Annotated in this window: 18 protein-coding genes and 1 riboswitch; of the genes, 10 read left to right on the top strand and 8 right to left on the bottom strand. The window is 47.6% G+C overall.

Annotated elements, in window-relative coordinates; translation table 11 throughout:
- Positions 1–13 precede the first annotated feature (13 nt).
- Entirely contained in the window at positions 14–1,348 is a 1,335-nt protein-coding gene (locus GC098_RS13050; RefSeq protein WP_171643588.1) for a 5'-deoxyadenosine deaminase, read from the bottom strand.
- 72 nt (positions 1,349–1,420) lie between these two features.
- Positions 1,421–1,520: riboswitch (purine riboswitch) on the bottom strand.
- A 100-nt stretch (positions 1,521–1,620) separates the two neighbouring features.
- Entirely contained in the window at positions 1,621–3,729 is a 2,109-nt protein-coding gene (locus GC098_RS13045; RefSeq protein ID WP_312880099.1) for a multicopper oxidase family protein, read from the bottom strand.
- A gap of 342 nt (positions 3,730–4,071) precedes the next feature.
- Here GC098_RS13045 and GC098_RS13040 point away from each other — a divergent pair, with 342 nt between their 5' ends.
- From GC098_RS13040 to GC098_RS13030, 3 genes are all read left to right on the top strand, one after another.
- On the top strand, positions 4,072–4,272 hold the full coding sequence (locus GC098_RS13040) for a cold-shock protein (RefSeq protein WP_029199448.1): 201 nt from the start codon (positions 4,072–4,074) through the stop codon (positions 4,270–4,272).
- A gap of 148 nt (positions 4,273–4,420) precedes the next feature.
- The gene (locus GC098_RS13035; RefSeq protein ID WP_029199449.1) at positions 4,421–4,648 is read left to right on the top strand and encodes a cold-shock protein; all 228 of its coding nucleotides are present in this window, start codon (positions 4,421–4,423) and stop codon (positions 4,646–4,648) included.
- A gap of 121 nt (positions 4,649–4,769) precedes the next feature.
- Complete coding sequence (locus GC098_RS13030) at positions 4,770–6,182, top strand: M23 family metallopeptidase (protein ID WP_171643587.1); 1,413 nt, start codon at positions 4,770–4,772, stop codon at positions 6,180–6,182.
- Positions 6,183–6,239: 57 nt separating this feature from the next.
- Here the strand turns inward: GC098_RS13030 and GC098_RS13025 are convergent, their stop codons facing one another.
- A complete protein-coding gene (locus GC098_RS13025; protein ID WP_376773870.1) occupies positions 6,240–7,325 on the bottom strand; it encodes a potassium channel family protein in 1,086 nt (361 codons plus the stop codon).
- Positions 7,326–7,421: 96 nt separating this feature from the next.
- Between GC098_RS13025 and GC098_RS13020 the strand changes: the two genes are divergently transcribed.
- Positions 7,422–9,770 carry an ATP-dependent DNA helicase gene (locus GC098_RS13020; protein ID WP_171643585.1) on the top strand — a complete coding sequence of 783 codons (2,349 nt, stop codon included), beginning with the start codon at positions 7,422–7,424 and terminating at the stop codon, positions 9,768–9,770.
- Between the two features lie 396 nt (positions 9,771–10,166).
- Positions 10,167–10,541 (top strand): VOC family protein, encoded by a 375-nt coding sequence (locus GC098_RS13015; protein WP_171643639.1) that lies wholly within the window; start codon positions 10,167–10,169, stop codon positions 10,539–10,541.
- Between the two features lie 14 nt (positions 10,542–10,555).
- On the opposite strand, the gene GC098_RS13010 is transcribed toward GC098_RS13015, so the two are convergent.
- From GC098_RS13010 to GC098_RS12990, 5 genes are all read right to left on the bottom strand, one after another.
- A complete protein-coding gene (locus tag GC098_RS13010) occupies positions 10,556–10,879 on the bottom strand; it encodes a hypothetical protein (RefSeq protein ID WP_171643584.1) in 324 nt (107 codons plus the stop codon).
- Positions 10,880–10,907: 28 nt separating this feature from the next.
- Positions 10,908–11,219, bottom strand: coding sequence for a type II toxin-antitoxin system Phd/YefM family antitoxin (locus GC098_RS13005; RefSeq protein WP_171643583.1), 312 nt, complete (start codon positions 11,217–11,219; stop codon positions 10,908–10,910).
- Between the two features lie 49 nt (positions 11,220–11,268).
- Entirely contained in the window at positions 11,269–11,652 is a 384-nt protein-coding gene (locus tag GC098_RS13000) for a VOC family protein (RefSeq protein ID WP_171643582.1), read from the bottom strand.
- Positions 11,653–11,787: 135 nt separating this feature from the next.
- Positions 11,788–12,951 carry an iron-containing alcohol dehydrogenase gene (locus tag GC098_RS12995; RefSeq protein WP_171643581.1) on the bottom strand — a complete coding sequence of 388 codons (1,164 nt, stop codon included), beginning with the start codon at positions 12,949–12,951 and terminating at the stop codon, positions 11,788–11,790.
- A gap of 93 nt (positions 12,952–13,044) precedes the next feature.
- Positions 13,045–15,021 (bottom strand): RCC1 domain-containing protein, encoded by a 1,977-nt coding sequence (locus tag GC098_RS12990; RefSeq protein WP_171643580.1) that lies wholly within the window; start codon positions 15,019–15,021, stop codon positions 13,045–13,047.
- A 340-nt stretch (positions 15,022–15,361) separates the two neighbouring features.
- On the opposite strand from GC098_RS12990, the gene GC098_RS41175 reads away from it, so the two are divergent.
- The 5 genes from GC098_RS41175 to GC098_RS12965 all read left to right on the top strand — a co-directional run bounded on the left by GC098_RS41175 (position 15,362) and on the right by GC098_RS12965 (position 20,692).
- On the top strand, positions 15,362–16,402 hold the full coding sequence (locus GC098_RS41175; protein ID WP_171643579.1) for a GGDEF domain-containing protein: 1,041 nt from the start codon (positions 15,362–15,364) through the stop codon (positions 16,400–16,402).
- Between the two features lie 57 nt (positions 16,403–16,459).
- Positions 16,460–16,855 (top strand): VOC family protein, encoded by a 396-nt coding sequence (locus GC098_RS12980; RefSeq protein WP_171643578.1) that lies wholly within the window; start codon positions 16,460–16,462, stop codon positions 16,853–16,855.
- 7 nt (positions 16,856–16,862) lie between these two features.
- Complete coding sequence (locus GC098_RS12975) at positions 16,863–17,732, top strand: MerR family transcriptional regulator (RefSeq protein WP_171643577.1); 870 nt, start codon at positions 16,863–16,865, stop codon at positions 17,730–17,732.
- A gap of 79 nt (positions 17,733–17,811) precedes the next feature.
- Positions 17,812–18,744, top strand: coding sequence for an NAD-dependent epimerase/dehydratase family protein (locus GC098_RS12970; RefSeq protein WP_171643576.1), 933 nt, complete (start codon positions 17,812–17,814; stop codon positions 18,742–18,744).
- Positions 18,745–18,877: 133 nt separating this feature from the next.
- Positions 18,878–20,692, top strand: coding sequence for an ABC transporter ATP-binding protein (locus tag GC098_RS12965; protein WP_171643575.1), 1,815 nt, complete (start codon positions 18,878–18,880; stop codon positions 20,690–20,692).
- Positions 20,693–21,216: the final 524 nt, after the last annotated feature.

Raw genomic sequence — 21,216 nt, 5'->3', positions numbered from 1 at the left:
CGTTAACCGCCGCTTAGCGAAGGTTGGCTCGCTTGAGTAACCGCTGGATGGAGCGGTTCGCTTCGGGCAGGACGATATCCTTGTCGATCGTCCGCATGATGCGGTTTTCCATGACGATACGACCGTTAATGATCGTCGTTTCCACGTCTGCTCGCGTCGCTGAGTAAACGATGCGAGAGATCGGATCCACGTCGAAGGAAGGATACGTGTGGAAGTTGTTGAGATCGAGAATGGCGAGGTCGGCCTTCTTGCCGACCTCGAGGCTTCCGATCTCCTTCTCCATGCCGACCGCGCGGGCGCCTCCGATGGTCGCCATGCGGAAGACCGTCTGCGCATTCATGGCCGTCGGCCCGTGTATCGGCTTCTGGATAAGCGCAGCCAAACGCATCTCGTTAAACATATCGAGATTATTATTGCACGGCGCGCCATCAGCTCCTAGGCTGACGGAGATATCGAGCTTCAGCATGTCGGGTGTCTCGGCAATGCCTGAAGAAAGCTTCAGGTTAGAGCCGGGACAATGGCTCACATGCACGCCTCGATCATGGATGATGCGCTTCTCTTCCTCATCGAGCCAAATGCAGTGCGCCAGAATAAGGCGCTCATTCGCTAAACCGAGATGATCGAGGTAGACGACGTTGCGCATGCCAGTCTCTGCCTGCACAATCTCGATCTCGCCGAGATTCTCAGATGCGTGCGTGTGCACTTTCACTTGGTACTGCTCCGATAGGCTGCGGACCTCACGCAGCAGCTCTTCCGTACACGATATGACGAATCGTGGAGAGAACGCGTACTGAATGCGGCCATCATCGTGGCCGTTCCATTTCTCCAACAAATCGACACTTTGCTGGAGAGATTCGGAGGTCTTTTCCTGCAAAGCAAAAGGAACCTCGTCCCCTTTGTCCATCATTACCTTGCCGGATAAAGCGCGCATGCCGCTCTCCGCAATAGCTTGAAAAGCAAAGTCGGTGTGGTGCACCGTCTCCATATCGACGATCGTCGTTGTACCGCTTTGAATCAGTTCGCCGATGCCAAGCATGGCGGAATAATAGATCGATTCCTCGTCATGCGAGGCTTCAAGCGGCCATATCCGCTTTTTCAACCAATCCATTAGTTCCAGATCGTCTCCCTTGCCGCGGAATATGGTTTGGCATAAATGAATATGGGTTTGAATGAAGCCTGGAATGATCGTACGGTGCTTGGCGTCAATCACCTTATCCACCTGTGCGGGGTTCAATTCCGGTCCAATTGCTGTAATTCGGTCATTTTCAATGAAAATATCCCCTGTAATAATATCTCCATTGCGGTTCATCGTCACAATTTGGGCATCTTTAATTAGAATGGTTGTCATCGTTATAAACCTCCTACTCCTTGTATTGTATGAAGCAATGGACACAAAAAAACTAACCACAAAAAATATGCCAAACATGCGCACATTTTTCGTAGCTAGAAATTTACGGTTTCTAAGTAGAGACCCTTAATCCAATTATTAAGGTTATACGAAAGGGTGAGTATTCAGTTCCTGCTTGCTTTCCTCTAGCGTAAACCGATACAGGTTATTTTGTCAACAGTCTGTGTTACCTATTCTAACATCCCCTCCCTCTTTTATGAAAACGGAGTCAATCATTCTGGATGATTAATCGTGCCGCTTCCTACTGAGAATGGCGTCGTAACGCCTTCATACATAAGATGCATTGTCATTCCTGCTGCGGCATGTACGAGGTTATGGCAATGATCCATCCAAAGTCCAGGATTATTTGCAACGAAAGCCACTTCGTAAGTTTCTCCCGGCAGTACAGCCAGCGTATCGGACCACCAAGGGCTGCCCATGGAAGGCTTACCATTGCGAGATAGCACCAGCACATGATGACCGTGTAAGTGCATGGGATGTTCAACATTACCCCGGTTCACGATGGTCGTTTTGACGAGATCGCCTTCTTTCACCATTAACATTGGTGTATTCGGGAATACTTCGCCATTCAATGTATAAAGGAAATCCAGATTACGATTATAGAACCCGAGTTTATTATCCAAGATCATGGTAAAATCTCTGTCAAAACGGCTATTTGCATCAAATGGTGTCGCGGTTGGGTCCCCATATTGAAGAGGATCGAAAGCGACCGTTTGAGGAAGCTCAGGAATTTCTCCCTTCCCATCCGGTGACATCAATATACCGCTGCTGCGATTACCGCCAACATTCAGGTACATAGGACGCTCTGGCATGATGAACGTGATGTCATAACGACCACCTGTAGGCACAACCACATGCGTATTGGTCAACACACCGGGCTTATTCAGTTCCGTTCCATCAATGGCCGCCACCTCAAAATGAGTGCCGACAAGGGTATATTTTTGCTGCACCCAATCGTCCGTGTTAATAAGTCTCATTCGGACAGGCGTCCCTGGCTCGATCGTCATGCGTTCTAATTGATCTGATGCGCCTATCGCGAAAGTATTGCCTTTCCAGCGATGTGTCATAACCGTGATGTCCTTCACTTGCTGCAGGGTTTCCATCTTCGGCTCAACGATTAACGCTCCAAAAAGTCCCATGCTAACTGCTTCTTGTGAATCTTGATGGGAGTGATACCAGAAAGTGCCCACTTGCTCTGCGCGGAAGCGATACGTGTAAGTCTCGCCCGGCATAACCGCATTTTGCGTAGCCCCAGCAACGCCATCCTCGGCATTCGGCACATCCAAACCATGCCAATGCGCGGTAACACCTTGCTCGATATCCTCGTTGACCAAAGTGACCTCGACTAGCTCTCCCTCTTTCATACGCAGTTCCGGTCCAGGAATTTGCCCATTGAACGTCCAGGCATCCACGGTTTTGCCAGAGCTTAGTGTGACCGTCTTTTTCTGAGCAGTAAGCGTAAAACGGCGATCCGGCGCCCCTTCACGCGGACCTGTTAGGTCAGCAACAGACATCATTTTGGCAGAGGAGCTGTTCATTCCCTCTATCCCGTGATTATGCGGACTCATATTCGCCGTTACCGCCTGACCGCCATAATCGTGTGTCCCGCTCGCCATATCGATTTCCGCGGGCAATTGACTATTGTTAATCGCTAACATAAACAAATAATAGACAGATCCAGCCACAACAGCTATAACACCTACCATCGTTAAGGCGCGTTTCCAAAAGGTAGGAATGACGTAAACTTCCATTTTACTTACCTGCTTGAAGCGAATCTGATGTCTCCACCAAAGCCCAGCTGTTAAGAGTACAAAGGCAGCCAAAGGTATGGAAATGTCCAACCACTGAAATGGAACCGGAGGCACGAGTGAGAAGTATAAAGCGGTTAACGCGCCTAGTGCTGTCATTTGAAAAGGAATAATGAGACCGGGGCTAGCAGCTCTATGGTAAATAGTTGGCTCTATTGCGGCACCGGGCTCGGCTAAGTTTTGCTTCATTAAGGAACGCAGTTTGATCAGTTTGGGAACCGATACGACCCAGATGGTCAAAATAGGCAGAACTACAAGCGGCGCTTGAATAAACACACGGTCTTGCCAGAAGACTGGGTCCATGGATTGCTGCATCCAAATAATTGCTCCAATGATAGCGGCAGCTGGAATAACTGGGAACCATGACCAGAACAGCAGCTTGCTTGCTTTGCGGTGCATCCGTTCCAGATTCTGGTTATATAGTAATCGGGATGCTTTGACACTCCCTATCCAGGTGAAAATGACGAATAATAAAGAAACGAACAGTATGGTTTGAACACTTATGCTGTACACAATGAAAACCCTCCTAAGAATCGATAACTTCAGTATAGTTCCCCTGCTTCATATGGCACACGGTCCAGAGGCTAAGTGAATACCTAGACTTAAGTAGGGGTTGAAAATACATCCGCTGCCATTCGCCCAATTTATGAGGAAAGCGGTTACTTTGTAATAAATTAACTGGAAATAGTTTGCGTTTTCAAGATAGGTATGGTATGATAAATCCAATCGACAAAAAGAACCTGAATTCACATATTGTAAAGGGTTTTCATTTTTGTTAGTGAACCTTTTGCAATGTGTGAATTTTTTTCTCTTTGAAGAATAAAAACATGTTAATTTATTTTGGAGGTATTTCTCATGGCTACTGGTACAGTAAAATGGTTTAACGCAGAAAAAGGTTTCGGTTTCATCGAAGTTGAAGGCGGCAACGATGTATTCGTTCACTTCTCCGCAATCCAAGGCGACGGTTTCAAAACTTTGGACGAAGGCCAACACGTTGAGTTCAGCGTTGTTCAAGGCAACCGCGGACCACAAGCAGAAAACGTTGTAAAACTGTAATATAATTAAAAAGACTGCCTTTACTTGTGTAATGGCAGTCTTTTTCAATTTAGCTTATGAGGACGAAGAATGTTTTGCAAATAGCAAAACGCTAAGTCAATGCTACCAAGCTAGTTTTACTAACGTAAAACTCTAAGGAGGTTTATCCATGTATTCCAGAAAAAAGTCGCTTGAAGAGATGCCTCTAGAAAATGTGACGGTATGGTCTTGTGAAAAAGAAGGCTGTAAAGGCTGGATGCGAGATAATTTTGCATTCGATCACGTGCCGACTTGTCATTTATGTCAGTCCACAATGGTTCGAAGTGTCAAGTTACTTCCTTTAGTTAATAACACGAATACGGATCAGAAGGCGCTCAAAAAGGGCGTGCAAATTTAATATAACGAAACCCGGAGACGCGGATGTCTTCGGGTTTTTTGTGTCCCCACATAAGCATTAATAAGATTTCGGCATTCCGAAAGTAGCTTTCTATAACTCACTTGTAAAAGGGGGAGGAAAAATGTCAGTGAAATCAAGAAAACGTCGTCAATGGCCGCTATTGGCAGGCGCCTGTCTACTTGCCGCATGTGTTGTGATTGTGATTGGTAAATCGCCATTCGGCGCACTATTCTCTTGGAAAGACAACACGCCTACTGTTGTAGTAGCAACACCGATACCAACGCCACCACCTCGAGAGGCTGTGGAATTCCGTATGCTCGATTTTGATCGCGGCTGGGTGAAATATGCAGATGGAATCGCAAGAACAGAGGATGGTGGGGCGCAGTGGCAAGAAGCGCTCGGAAAAGACATCGCCGCCGAGGAAGCAGGAGGCGCTTTGCCAACAGGCGGGCCAATCATGGAGCTTCTTAGCCTAGAGGCAAGTTCAGGATCGGCCAGTCAGGACAGCCCAAAACCGCTTACGGTTACAGTGGGCAATGCCTCATTACAAGTGAAGCAATCGCAGTTCCTGACGCCTCGTATCGGATGGGTACTTCTCGCCAATACGAAGGATAGTAAGAATCCACTGCTCATCACGACAGATGGTGGACAGACCTGGGTGGATGGTATGACGGCAGAGGTTAAAGAGGCCATTCTGAAAGAGAAAAATCATCTGCAGCAATTGAAGATGGAATCGGCGCTCTACGGAACCAAGGAGGATGCCAAAGCGGTCATCGGTTCGAAATGGAAGCTCGTTCCGGATAGCGCAGCTCCAGGAGATGTGGTGTTGGTGCGTCATAACGAACCAGGAAGTATCACTTGGTTGAATAAAACGTATACCCTTCAGCCTTATGGAACGGGATACTTTACGTATTTGCCGATTACGATGAGTGCAAAGCCGGGAAAATATCCGATCGGTGATCAGACGCTAACCATTGAACCGAAGAAGTTCGAAACGCAGTATCTGAAGGTAACGGCTCAGATGGAAAGCATGAAGCAGGACACGGGTCGCATTGCAGCCGACCAGAAGAAGATTGATCTGGCTCGAAGTAAGTCCGAGCCGGAATTTCTGTTCAGCGGGCCATTCGTGCAGCCCGTCGAGGGGATTTTGACGACACCGTATGGGCACACCCGTTATGTGAACGGGAAATACGACAGCTCTCATATGGCCATTGATCTGGCCGCGAAGGAAGGCACCCCGATCAAAGCTACGAACGACGGGGTAGTCGCGCTGGCGGAAACCCTGTATTTGACTGGCAATGCCATCTATATCGACCATGGGATGGGGCTTTTCTCGCAGTACGCCCATCTTTCGGAGCTGCGCGTGAAAACGGGCGATCGGGTCAAGCAGGGCGATATCATTGGGCTCGTCGGCACGACTGGTTTCTCTACCGGGCCGCATTTGCACTTTACTTTTTGGGCGCACAATGTGCAGGTCAATCCGAACTTGTTTTTTAATACGACACCGTTTCGCTGGGTTCAGCCGAAGGGGTAAATAGAAATAGGACACCGACTCTCAACATGAATAGAGAGAGGGTGTCCTTTTTTTGTACTATGTGCGTGTAGAGATGCGTTTGTATGTATCGATATCACAGATGACGAACAGCTGAGCATCTACAGGAATGAGCTGATCCAGCTTGCGGTTGATATTCAATTGATCACCGTCGGAGATCAGTGTCGCACCTTCTTGGAGCAGCTGCTCGAATGCGTCACGGTAGGTGCTCCACGATTTTCTTTTGCCAAGAACATGAAGATTATCACCCGATTGTCTGGTCAAAAGCTGTGACACAATGCGGGAGGAGCCCGGTGAAAAGGCAGAGCGAACGGCAAGCTGTGAGATTGTCTCAGAGCCAATGATGAACTCGTTCACGTTGACGTGTAAGAAGTTTTGCATGTTTTCGCGGTTTTTGATTTCAACAACGGAGTGTACGTTGCGGTAATTCCTCTCAATGGTCGTGGCAACGAGTAGTGTTTTGCCGTCGACAAAGGAGGGGTCGCGAAGCATGGCCTGATCTTCCGTTGTTTCATTCGCAAAGATGAACACGGAACGTGCCTTATTCATATTGGCCTTTTCCAACGTTTCAACGAGGGTAGGATTGCCTTGGATATAATGAACCCGATTATGAACGAGTGGTGTTTTCTCCAGTGTATCTATGAGGACGATCTCTGTTTCTGAGTCCGTATTCAGAATTTCTTGAATCGCCAACTCGGCGTTTTTGCTCCAGTCTACGATCACAAAATGCTGTTCGCCTTGATATCTCAATTTGCCCTCTTCCTTTCGCTGTCTGTATACGAATAGTGAATCGATGACTTTACTGATAGTAACGGAGATCAGACCTATTCCGAAAATGTAGAGAAACATGCCAAGACATTTACCCGCAACGGTTTTGGGAGCGTAATCCCCATAGCCGGTTGTCGTAACGGTCGTCATGACCCACCATAAGCCATTGAAGAGGCTGCCAAAGGTTTCTTTTTCCAATAGGTAAGCGCTCACGGAAGATAGGACGATAAACACGATGGCTACGACGAAAATAAACTTGTTATTCATCCGCAGAAGTTTGAGAAAGAACTTACTGAAATAGAACATGTAGGGCCCTTTCTTGAGTCTAAATGGTAGAAATAATCGATTGAAATTGATTGTAACATACTTCCATTTATAGTGAGAAAGATAGCTATTTAGTACTGGTGCATGCTACAATAAAGAACAAATGTTCTAGGACGGAGAAAAATAGAGATGACCCCTAACGTCAACATTTCCGTGCGCTCCCTGGTGGAATATGTATATCGCAGCGGTAGTATTGAGTCAGGTTTTAGGACGAGCCGTGCGCTGACGGAAGGGACCAAGGCGCATCAAAAACTACAGAAGCAATACGGCGAGTCGGACCAGCATGAGGTTTATGTTAAGGCTGAGATCTCCTATGAGGATCTTTTATTTGTCATTGATGGGCGCTGTGACGGGCTTCTGATGGATGCGGATGGCGTGGTTACTGTGGACGAAATCAAATCAACCTCATCCGACATTGGGCAGATCGAGGAAGATACCTATCCTGTTCACTGGGCACAAGCGAAATGCTATGCCTATATGGTGTCCAAAGACCGAGGGCTAAGCCGTATGCGAATTCAACTCACCTATATGCAGGTTGATACGGAAGAGACTCGACGATTTGTTATTGAAATGTCATCGGACGAGCTTGAGCAGTTCATGCTTGACGTAGTGGAGCGGTATTATCCTTATGCACAGGCGAGAAATGAGCATGAACAGCGTAGGAATCAGAGCATCAAGGAGTTGTCTTTCCCGTTTCCGCATTATCGTGAAGGGCAGCGTAAGCTGGCCGGTGCGGTGTACAAAACGATAAACGAAGGGCGCAAGCTGTTCGCCAAGGCGCCTACAGGCATCGGTAAGACGATGTCGACCCTATTTCCATCGGTCAAAGCGATAGGTGAGGGACTCCTGCAGCGGATCTTCTATTTGACGGCGAGAACAACTACCCGTACCGCAGCGGAAGAAGCTTATTCGCTTCTGCAGGCTGGGGGACTTAGGCTGCAAGTCGTCACGATCACGGCGAAGGAGAAAGTGTGTTTTCAGGAGGAAGTGCGCTGCTCAAAAGAGCATTGTGAGTTCGCCGACGGCTATTATGACCGGATTAATGAAGCGGTACTCGATCTCTTAAAAAATGAGACCATTATGACGCGTTCTGTCATTGAGTCGTATGCGCGAAAGCATCGGGTGTGTCCTTTTGAGTTTTCACTCGATGTTGCCTATGCAGCTGATGCTGTCATTTGCGATTATAATTATATTTTCGACCCTCGTGTGAATTTGAAAAGGCTATTTGAGGAACAGAAGCGGCAAACCTCGCTGCTTGTAGATGAGGCTCATAATTTAGTGGACCGTGCGCGCGAGATGTATTCAAGCGTTTTAAATAAATCAGATTTCCTTGCGCTGCAGCGTGAGTTCAAGGGCGTTCGAGCCGAGCTGCATGATGCGGCCAAGGCCATTAATCAGTACTTTATTGCGATGCGTAAGCAGATCGGGGATCGCCAGATGCAGGTGGAGCCGGAGCTGCCGGAGCCATTGATCGGGCTGCTGGACGCGTTTATTGCAGCAGCGGAAAAAGAGCTGGCTGGGGCAGGCGCCGCACCGTCTACAACACCGCTGCTGCTTGAGGCTTACTTCGGCGCACAAAATTTTGTGCGCATTGCGAAGCTGTACGATGAACGGTATGTGACGTTCATGGCATGTGAACGGAACGAAGTCAGCGTAAAGCTGTTCTGCCTCGATCCCTCCCACTTGCTTCGGCAGATGGGCAAGGGGTATCGGTCGCATGTATTTTTCTCAGCGACCCTTTCGCCGCTGTCCTACTTCATGGACACGCTTGGGGCAGGGGAGGACGACTATTCCGTGACGGTGCCGTCCCCTTTTTCCAAAGAGCAGTTGGATGTCTTCGTTCAGTCTCTATCAACACGCTACCAGGACCGCGAACGCAGTCGCGAGCCGATTGCCCGCTCGCTGTATGAGCTGATGGCGAAGCGTTCGGGTAATTATTTGGTGTTTTTCCCTTCGTATGCCTATATGAGCAGCGTATATGAGGCTTTTACTGACCTCGTGGGTGAACAGGTCGAGGACACGCTTCCAGAAGAGGATCCGAGAACGAAGCTCCGAGTTCTCGTACAGCAGACGAAGATGTCGGAGGAGGAGCGGGAGCACTTTCTGGCGGAGTTTCAAGCGGGAACGGAGAAGACGCTTGTAGGCTTTGCTGTGATGGGCGGTATCTTCTCGGAGGGCATTGATTTGGTGGGAGACCGGCTAACAGGCGTGGCCGTCGTCGGAGTCGGCTTGCCGCAGCTTGGACCGGAACGGAATCTTATCAAGGCGTACATGGACAGTACCGGAAAAAACGGTTACGAGTATGCCTATGTGTTCCCAGGCATGAACAAAGTGCAGCAGGCCGGCGGGCGCTTGATCCGCTCCGAAACGGATCGCGGCGTTCTACTGTTAATCGACGACCGCTACTTACAGCCGCTGTATCAACGTTTACTGCCAGAAGAGTGGCGCGACTACACAGTGCTGCAGGCACAGCGTTAGTAGTATTTGTCATGCTTAGCTCTGCAGCTTTAAAGCGAGGCACCGAAAAAAGGCGAAGAACCCTAGAGGGATCTTCGCCTTTCGTTGCAACAGGAAGTAAATCTCTGCAATTGTGAGAATCAATGGGTTCCATTGGAGTATTTACAGTGTTTTTCTGATTCAGGCTTAAGAATAACGCGTTCTATTGGATAAACCCAATGGAAGTACGATTTCCACTGCTTGAATAGAAAATCTATTGGATATTTCCAATGAAATGAGATATTTAGCATGTAATAGCTCCCCAAACACATTAATCACAAATAAATAGTGGAATTTATAGGAAGTTATTGATAAAATGAAACTGCATTTCATTGCATGAAACTTCAAGTGAAACTTATGTGTTTGGAGGGGTTATGTATGAACTTTTCATTTTATGGGATTGACCATATTCAATTAGCGGCTCCTGAAGGCTGTGAAGATGAGGCGAGAAATTTTTTCGCAACATTACTAGGCTGGACAGAAATCCCGAAACCTGAAAACTTAAGAAAACGCGGCGGTGTTTGGTTTCAATGCGGTATTCACCAGGTTCACATCGGGGTTCAAAAGGATTTTGTTCCGGCTACAAAAGCTCATCCAGCATTTCAGGTAAGCCAATTAGACGAGTTGCAGTCATATTTGGCGAATCACAACATACAAACCATTCCAGATGATGCAAGAGACGACGAGGGAGTAAAACGATTCTATTTGAATGATCCATTCGGCAATCGCATTGAGTTTCTTGAATGGCTTTAAAAAGATAGGTGCCTTTATTGCAGTTCATATTCTTGTTTCCATTTTTGTATAGCTAAAATGAACTCATTACGATGGTTGCCTAGAAAATGGTCTAATGCCTTATAATTAGGGGCCTCAGCTGCTGCCATTATTTGAGAAATAGGGACCACACGCAGAATTTCTACGATATCGTTTGTTATCCTAAAAATAATTCGGATGTCAGCCTCTTGTAGGGTAATCTCTTTACAACCTGCGAATTTAGGATCGGAATAATGGCTAAGTTCTTCACCAACCTCATTCGCCCGGTAACTCAATTCATCGATTGCTTGATTGACTTCATTTAATACGGAAATATCCAACTGCCAATACTCCTGAGCTGCTCCTGCATCAAAACGAATAGCCTATCGCTCCTTCGTGTGGTTCTTTGCGGATTTCATTCCAATTCATAATAGAGGCTGGGTCTTGCGTGATTCGATCTATTCGTTCATTCAGAATTCGCTCTTCCTCTTGTTGTTCTAGCTGAGTCAGTCGTTCAAACATTTGCTCGAAGTAAGGGTACCCAACCAATACCGTATCGACGACACCATTCTCTGTTATGAATTGGGGTAGATCCTTCGCTTTCCTGCGCAGCTCACCAAATTTTTTGGAAGCCGTGGTGGAACTGACCAATTGATCGGCTGTAAAAGTAAGTTTTTTCATGGATATAGTATGATCCTCATCGCTTTAAGTATTCAGTAGCTAGTACGTGTTATTTACAAACCATAAGCAGGTTACCGTCCGGATCACGAAAAGCGAACCATTGCTCATTTTGGATCTCCGTAACAAGCTCCACTTCGTTATTTTTCATGAATTCATAAGAGGCTTGAATATCCTCAGTTTGAAACATAAAAGCAGGTGTTTGATAGGTCGGAGGGCCATCAGGCTCGTTGCCGCCCCACATGGGCATTTGATCAAGCACAAGGGATGTTCCATCCATGGGAAGAGCGTAGAGGTGTCCGAACAAGATATCCCCGTCAGGAGCTACACCAAGTAACTTACAGTACCAATCCCGTGCGTTCTCAATATTCCGAACGGGAATAAAGACGTTGCTAATTCGATTCTTAATCGGACTTGACATACGAACCTCGCTCATATCAACACAACCTCCATAAAAGGGATAATTTCCCTTTAAGTATTTCATATGGAATCCGGTCTGTAAATGATTTGCAGCTTTTTCCCCAGAAAGAAAAAAGAGTGAACTGACAATAATGTCAGCTCACTCCTATTTTCATAATGACATCCGATAAATGCTCAGAACATCTTCGCGAGTCAGCTTCTTAAAGTTGCCAAAATCTCCGTAAACCATGGCTTTATCGGCCATGAGCTCAAGTGTCGAGTCATCGATGTCGTAATCGGACAGTCGGCTTGGCGCGCCAATGGAGGCGAAGAATTCACGAAGAGCGGCGATGCCTTCCTCCGCAACTTGGCGATCCGATTTGTCTATCGCATCAATATCAAAGACGTTCTGTGCGAACTGTTTGAACCGCGCCACGTTTGCATCGAGTGTGTAGGTCATCCAGTTCGGGAAGAGGATTGCAAGGCCGCCTCCGTGCGGAATATCGTGAACGGCTGAAACAGCATGCTCGAGATTATGGGTCGCCCAATCGCCGCGAACGCCCATGCTTAGGACACCGTTAAGCGCCATTGTACCGCTATAAAGAATGGTTGCGCGCTCTTCCAGATCATCAAGATCTCGCAGCAAGCGCGGAGCCGTATCTATCACTGTGCGAAGGATTGTTTCACAAAAGCCATCCTGTAACGGTGTATTAGTCGTATGATGGAAGTACTGTTCAAACACGTGAGACATGATATCAACCATGCCATATACAGTATGATTTTCTGGCAAGGAAGTCGTGTGAGCAGGATCTAGAATCGAAAATTTAGGGAATGAGAACGGACTGCCCCAACCGAGCTTCTCTTTCGTCTCCCAGTTCGTAATGACAGAACCGGAGTTCATTTCTGAGCCCGTTGCTGCGATTGTGAGGACAGTTCCCAAGGGCAGTGCCCCCGTTGCAGAAGCCTTCCGTGTAACAATATCCCAGAAGTCACCCGCGTACTTCGCTCCTACAGCAATAGCTTTGGCGCAGTCGATAACGCTGCCACCGCCGACAGCGAGAACGAGGTCAATGTTCTGGTTGCGGCACATTTCTACACCCCGATGAACAGTTGTTAGTCTCGGGTTAGGCTCTACACCGCTCAGTTCGAAGACATTTACATCCAAGCCTTTCAGAATATGAACGACGTTCGTATAAATGCCATTCTGCTTAATGCTCCCGCCGCCATAGACGAGCAGCACGTTCTTGCCATATTTAGGTACCTCAGCTGTTAATTTCTCCAGTTGTCCCTGACCGAAATGCAGTGTGGTTGGATTGTGAAATGTAAAATTATTCATCGGATTACCTCCTCATTGAGTCTGTCTGTAGGTAGTATGTTCTTACCCTTTCATTGTATAGAAGAAACAGTGAAAAACAAAATTTGGCCTCTGCTAAGGAATGACGACAGCCCCTGCCCTGGTCTCCTGGCGGACGAAAGGCCGATCTCCCAGCCAGTAAATAGTTCCATCCTGCGTAACAAAATGATGAAAAAAGTAAGCTCTTCCTTCAATCGGGAAATGATAATAAGATGAAGTAGTAACAAGTTTCGATGAACCTGGTAAAGAAACATGGTTATCGGCAAATATGTTCGTATCATGAATAATGCCTTGCGAATCAATGTAGGCCCCACCTGTTAATTGCTGCGCCTGATGATCCGTTTTCTTTATCTCAACCGTAAATATATTAGACTCAGAACTTCCTTCTGTCTGTTTGAGGGTAAGCTCATGCACCTTGTTTTGTTCATCTAAGGCTAAGGCGACGAACCGGGAGCCTTCGTTAAACACATAGTCCATAGGAGAAAACTGACTGAACGACGTCCCCGCTTGAGCTGGGACCATATCAGAGCTGAACGCTCCTTTGACCATCTTAGGGGCGAAATAGAGTTCGCCTTGATCCGTCAAAGCAAATGCGGAAGGCGATCCGAACACGCGGGTTACGACGCCCTTCGGTCGTGGATTCAAGATGAAATCAGAAACCTTCAGCGGTCCTGAATTCCCTTCTATGCCTTGGACGTAAAGGGTTCGCCCATCCCGCAAAACCATGAGGAAACCATTCCAAGTGTGGCTAACATCAACAATAGGTTCGGGGGTTTGCAGCATGCTGCATGTTTTGCTACCGTATGGATCAAGAAGAAGCAAGTGACCGTTTGATGTTAGCAGCGTATGGCTGTTCAGAGCTTTGCTAACTTTTTGTCCTTGCAGTAGAGGCTTTGGCGTATCATCCGTCTTCCATAACCAGGCATCCCCGTCTTTAATAGCGATGTAGGAGTCGTAGGAAGGATATAGCGCATCAAGTCCAGGCCACTGTCCTATTGCAATTGGGATTGCGGTATAAACAGATGAACGTCCTAATTGGCCGTACATGTTGGAACCCAAGGATAGCAGCTGACGGTCGGTTGTTAAAGCTAGGACATGGTCGGAACCGACTACAAGTTTAGCCACGTTCGACAGACCATCTAGGCGAATCGCTTTCTCTGGCGTGACGGATTGATAATTGGGACCCAGCAGGCTTTGCAGATCACCCCATGCCAACACAGATCCATCTTTCTGAAGTGCGACGGTGTAATGCTGCGTCGCAGTAAGCTGGATCGTACTGTCAGGTGCCGTTGCGTCAACGAGTTGATTATCCTGATTGATCATGTACCATTTTTGTCGGTCAGACTGGATATACGCTTTGGTCGAGTAAGACATTGTCGTCTCGATCTTTGTGGACTTTTCTCCATTGGGAAGCATAATATTTTGGAACGAACTAGTCGAGTTTTGAAACGAGTTATCCTGTATATGGACGAGGGTTCCATCTTTGCGTAGGGCTAAGGCTATATAGGGGTTGGCATACATTGCAGTTAGTTCACCTTGCAGCTCCCACTTCTTTGTGAAAGGTTTTCCGTCGCTTCCATAAGTTTCGTACAGGCGAACAACGCCATTCGGATACCAACCGAGCACCGATGAATCAAAAGCTTGCGCGATGCCGATTGCGCCTTTCAACTCTTGAATACGCTTTGGCGTTTCGCCGATACCGAGATCCCACACCTCGCCTTGATCCGTTAAAGCGAAGCGGCCTTCCAGTTGTTTTATTGAACCTGGTGCTTCTGCAATCTTTTGTGGAAACCCAGACGGGTGTATGCCTGCCTCGAAGCTCAGGTTTCCCCATCGATACACACTGCCATCCTCCATAAGCGCGTAGGAGGTGCCGAATTCCATGCCATAACCTGCTTGATCAAGCAGATGACCGGCTGATACATGGCGGACGTTCGTGAAGGGCTTGGGAATTGGCATTTTTGCAGCTGTAAATCCCGAATTCTGGATCGTAGAAGGGTAGATGTCAAAGTCTGCTGGGCACGAAAGAATCTCAAAATCAGCTTTTTTCACAGGCGAGATTGATGGTATAACCAAGGGTTCTTGGGAAGCAGGCACTGTCACTAGGGGTTCGTTGACTACTCTCCTAATGGGATAATGCCAGATAAATAAAGTTACCAGGAGGAGAAGGATGACTATGGCGGCGATTTTTTTCGTATGCCGCTGAATAACGGATCGAAGTCGACTAAACATGAAACACAACCTTTCCAATAAATGGCTATTCATGTAATGTATTAGACGACGCTCAGCAAGAAAAGTTTTATATAAATTGAACGAGGCAGGACTTCCTATTATTTCCATAGAATTTCAAATGTGTACAATGCCATATCAAGGAAGTGATTGCACCGTGCATGTGACTAGAAGATCTGACCGCATTTTGGAAATTGCCTATTGTTGTGTACGGTGGTTTTTTGTACCAACGTCAACCATTCTATTCATGAAGTATTATCATCAAACGACATTAGATCTGATCATTTTTATGAGTCTATTTGTCTTTGCTGTTATTTATATGGGAATAACGGAATTTGCCATACATCGCAGTCCCATTGACTCTGCCTTCTATCGCTACACAACGAGGACGGGAGTGCTGTTAGATTACGTGGCCTTTGTAGCGATTATTTCGCTAACCGGAGGTACCCAGAGTCCCGTATATCCAATTGCTTATCTGGTTATTTTGCATGCGTCATTATACTGGAGTCTCGTTGGAGCCATGGTGGCAACCCTCATGGTGATTCTTGGTTATATCGGTGTTGTAATCACGGTCGATGGCGGTTTTATGATAGAAGATCTGCCGCGGCATTTTTTCAATTTTGCTTTTTTGATCATGATCGGTGTGATTGGCGGCATCATCGTGGCGCGGGAGCGAAAGCATTTTGTAGAGAAGGGCATTTTCGAGAATTTAGCTAAAAAAGACTACCTAACCGGGCTCTATAATCACCGCAGCTTCCAAGAGGAGATCAAGGAAGCGATTGCGAAGCAGCAGCATTTTACTCTCGTTATGGCAGATATTGATTATTTCAAACGCATTAATGATCAGTATGGTCACCAGGCAGGGGATGCGGTTCTACGGTCGATCGGAACATTGTTTGAATCGAGCATTCCTAGTGAGCATGGCAGTGCCTTCCGCTATGGGGGTGAGGAGTTTGTCATCATTTTGTACACGAAGGATCGGCATTTCGCTAGTGATCTGCTGAATCAATTCAGAGAAAGGCTGCACGCGCTTGAGTTCGGTACTGACGAGGACAAGTTCCATATTACCATGAGCTTTGGAGCGACGGTGCGTGACAAGGAGCAAAGGGCGACAGAGCTCGTAGCTGCAGCGGATGCGCTTTTGTATGAAGCGAAAGAGCAAGGAAGAGACCGCTTAGTGTGGGGATCGTATTCACTTCCCTAGGCAAGAGATGGTATGATCGGTCTGTATCCAACGATTACTAATTAGGAGGGAAGCAGCATGGCAACGTTAACTCCATACATTTACAGCAGTGATGCAAGAAAACAAGCTGACTTTTACGTGAAGGCACTGGGCGGGGAAATGATTAGCCTACGTACGTTCGCAGATATACCCGATGTGGATGAGTCGATCAAAAATCGCGTCATGCATCTAGAGCTGCAGGCCCTTGGCCTTCGCTTCTTCATGGCTGATTCAGGTAAGGATACGGTGGATAGAGGTCAAGGTCTGGATTTGACGCTGGAATTTAAGAGCGAAGAAGAAGCGCGCCGTATATTTGATGCACTATCCGAGGATGGCGTTGTGAAAATGCCTTTCGAACGCATGTTCTGGGGGACGATGTTCGGTCGTCTGGAAGATCCTTTCGGTGTGATCTGGCAGATAGCAACTGAATCGTAATTATCTTATGAAAACTATGCCAAGTAGGCAGGGATATACGGTTGGGCAGACGGCGAAAATATGCCAGACCTCGATCCAAACGCTCCATTTCTATGACAAAATCGGGCTTGTGAAGCCACACCGTGTGGATGGGCAGAATGGCTATCGATACTACTCCAGTCAAGATATTCTTGCGATTAAAATCGTTCAAGACCTGCAGAGTATGCAGTTCACGCTAGAGCAGATCGGTCAGATTCTCAAAAGCAAAAGCATGGACGGTATTCCGGAGCTAATGCGTGGAAAGAAGGCAGAAGCGGAAGAAACGATCCGCACGTTAGAGACGGTTGTCGGAACGATTGACCAAAGGCTGCGGCATCTGGACGCCCAGCGGCAGCTGCGCAAAGAATTCGAGCATTCGCAAGTCGTGGTAGAGCTGAAGACATATCCGGATCGCTTCGTCGCTTTCGAACGCAAACGTGACGAATGCGGGATGGAGGCTTCAGTTATACGCTTCATGGCGCTGATGGACCGGATCAAAGAGAACGGATTGACGATGGATGGACACATTTTGACCATCTACCATGAAGATCTACTGACGTTTGACAGAGGCGACTCCGATATTGAGATCTGTGTGCCGCTGCTGCCAAGTAAGCCCGAACCTGCCTTTACCCGGTGGCTGCCAGGCGGGGATTATATATCCGCGGTATACCCAGGTTTTCCTAATGAAGATACGTGCAAGTCGCTGTTCCAGCGTTTAAGGGATTGGATGAGCCTGAACGGCTATGAAGAAAACGGTCCTGTGCTGGAGCAGTATTTGATTGATTTTACCCATATGATAAATACGGATGACTTTATTGTTGATCTTCAAATTCCTGTGAAAAGCGTATTGACCCTATAGCTGCTATAGGGTTTATTGTTGTTTTCATAAGAAGCAGCCAGTCGGTCATTCTGGCGAAAAACATTTGGGAGGATGCAGCATGGAAGTAATATTGGGAGCGGGTCCGCTGGGCCGGGCCGTCATGAAGGAGCTTTTGAGGAGAGGGAAGAAAGTCAGAATGGTTAACTCCTCGGGCAAGGCAAATGTGCCTGATGGTGTTGAGGTGATGAAAGCAGATCTGATGAGTGAAAGCGGTGCTTTAACTGCGCTAAAAGGGGCAAAGAACGTTTTTCAATGCGCGCAGCCTCCTTATCATAAATGGGATGGGTTGTTTCAGAAACTGATGAGCCATATTACGAAAGCAGCTGCCCATCATAAGACGAATCTAATCATGGGGGATAACCTCTATATGTACGGCGAAGTCAAAGGGTCGATCCATGAAGGGCTGGCGTATGAGGCTTCCACGCGCAAAGGCAAGGTTAGGGCTGAAGTTGCTCGCGAGCTGATGGATTTACACCGAAAAGGGACCGTGAGAGTAACTATCGGTAGAGGGGCAGATTTCTTTGGACCTCAGGTAGAAAATTCATACGTTGGTTCGCGTTTTTTCACACCGGTGGCGACTGGGAAGTCGATTTCACTGCTTGGGAATCTTGATGCACTGCATACATTTACGTATATAGACGACTTCGGTCGAGCCCTCGTGACCCTAAGTGAGCATGAAGATGCCTTCGGTCAGGTATGGCACGTCCCAAATGCTGAGACCGTAAGCACTCGGCGATTCGCGGAATTAGCCTACGAGGTTGCAGGGCACGCTCCTCGCATTGGCACGATGGGCCGTGGGATGCTCCGTCTGGGCGGTCTATTCATACCGGCGGCCAAGGAGGTTATCGAGATGCTGTATCAATTTGAGCAGCCTTTTATCGTGGATAGCAGGAAGTTTGTACAGCGTTTTGGCGAAGAAGCGGGACCTACGCCGCTGCGTACAGCGCTTACCGAGACAGTCGCGTATTATCGCGAGAGGGCAAAGAAATAGGAGGCTGCTTCTCCGCCTGAGGGCCGATGGGATCTTGTTTATATTCCGTTTAAAATAGAAGTGTATGATACCTAGGTAAGGAATCATACCAGAGAGACGGATGAACATCCAATCGGTAAAGGAGTAGGGATAGATGGCAGTTACAAGGAAAGAAGAGCCTAAGGTTAAGAGCAACTGGCGCGGATTCGCTCGTTTGCTCACACAGGCTAACCCGCCGAAGCTCGTATTAAGCATAGCATTAGGGTTAAGCATTATTTCAACATTGGTGGGATTGGTGATCCCGCTTTTTACGAAGAATGTCGTTGATAGCTTCTCTGTTAGTTCCCTGAATTGGGTGCAAATTAGCGGGATGGCGATCGCTTTTGTTGCATCGGCTGTAGCTTCCGGGATTTCGGTGTACTTACTTAACTTTGCGGGACAGCGTGTTGTGGCAGGCATTCGGGATCGTTTGTGGAAGAAGCTGCTCGTGCTGCCGGTTAAATATTATGATAATCACCAGACGGGAGATACCATCTCTCGGATGACGAACGATACGGCGGTTATTAAAGGACTCATTGCCGAGCATATGGCGGGTTTCGTCACGGGGATCATCTCGATCATTGGATCTATTGTGGTGCTTCTGTTTATGGATTGGAAAATGACGCTCATTATGTTCAGTGTATTCCCGATAGCCTTCGTCATTCTTTTTCCTCTGGGGCGGCAAATGTACAAAATATCCAAGGGCATGCAAGCCGAGACAGCTGGCTTCACCTCCGTCCTGAATCGAGTGCTATCGGAAATGCGCTTAGTGAAGGCGGCAAATGCCGAGCCTGTTGAGTATAAAGAAGGTGCTGCAGGGATTCAAAGGCTTTTCAAACTCGGGCTTAAAGAGGGCCGGATTCAAGCATTAATGTCGCCGCTTGTCACCTTTGTCATGCTAATGCTGTTTGTCGTACTTTTCGGGTATGGCGGCATGCAGGTTGCTTCTGGGGCTATTTCAGCTGGTCAGCTCGTTGCATTCATGCTGTATTTGTTCCAAATTGTTGCGCCGATTACGCAAATTACGCAGTTTTTCAATCAGGTACAGAAGGCGATGGGGGCGACCGATACGATTCTCAAGGTACTCGATTATGAAGAAGAGAATCCACATGCCGGAGTGCCCGTCACGAATGCTTCGCAGTCGATTCACTTCGATCAAGTATCTTTCAGCTATAAAGAAGGGGACTCTGTTCTGAAAAATGTCAGCTTCACTATGGAAGCGGGCAAGGTAACGGCGATTGTAGGACCGAGCGGCAGCGGCAAGACGACGATGTTCTCTCTTTTGGAAAGATTTTATACGCCGCAGAAAGGTTCAGTCACGTTGGGGACTGACCGAATTGATCAATTCTCGCTCATCTCTTGGAGGAGTCAGATTGGCTATGTTTCGCAGGAGAGTCCGCTGATTGCAGGCACGATTCGGGATAATATCTGTTACGGCCTGCAGCATGAAGTGACGATGGAGGAGCTGAAGCGGGCATCACAGATGGCGTATGCCGATGACTTTATCGAGGACTTGCCGCAGAAGTATGAGACCGAGGTCGGTGAACGCGGCATCAAGCTGTCGGGTGGACAGCGTCAGCGGATCGCCATTGCACGAGCCTTGCTGCGGGATCCGAAGATTCTGATGCTGGACGAAGCGACATCGAGTCTGGATAGTAAATCGGAGGTCGTTGTACAGCAAGCGCTGCAAAATCTCATGCAAGGACGCACCACGCTGGTGATTGCGCATCGCTTATCGACGGTCGTAGATGCCGACCAAATTATCTTTCTGGACAAAGGCGTCGTGACGGGCAGTGGTACACACCAACAATTGCTGGAGTCGCATGAGATGTACCGCGAGTTTGCTACGCAGCAGCTGCAGCTGCAAGAGCAGACGTCTTCAGATCACTCGCAGTTGGCATCCGTGACATCTACCGAGGTTCATTCCTAAAATAGGATGAGACAATAATGCGAAAAGCGTTTCAAGCCCTGAACTTCGGGGTTTGAAACGCTGTTTTAACCACATAAGAAAGATTTTCGGTTCCTGAAAACCGCTTTCTTATTGGTGATAAAACCTAATATAGGGATCTTTGGTTGTAGACCAAAGTCTCTCCTCGTTAAACGCGGTCGCTCGTCTTTGAAAGGCCTCAATAGAGGTTTTCTCAATAGAGTTTATATGTCTTGGGTTTGGGGTAGCGAAGCTTACCCCTTATTGGGACGCCGCTGAAACGGATGCATTCATCGCTAAAGTGCGGGGAGTGCGTGGAAAGACTTGTTAGAGAGAAAACACGCTTAAAATCGGAGGATACGTCCGGAACCTCCGTAATGTCTGCTCAGGCGATGAAATTCATCACTAAAGTGTGGGAATGGTGCTATAGCGAGGTGAGAGGTCAAAAATGCACTTTTCAGATACGCTAAGTAAAGTAGCATATTGAATACTGAGAAGGCATAAAGGGGCGTCTCGGAGGCTCGAAT

The organism is Paenibacillus phytorum, from assembly GCF_013141715.1.
GTDB classification, from domain to species: domain Bacteria; phylum Bacillota; class Bacilli; order Paenibacillales; family NBRC-103111; genus Paenibacillus_E; species Paenibacillus_E phytorum.
This window is presented reverse-complemented; position numbering and strand designations above follow the sequence as displayed.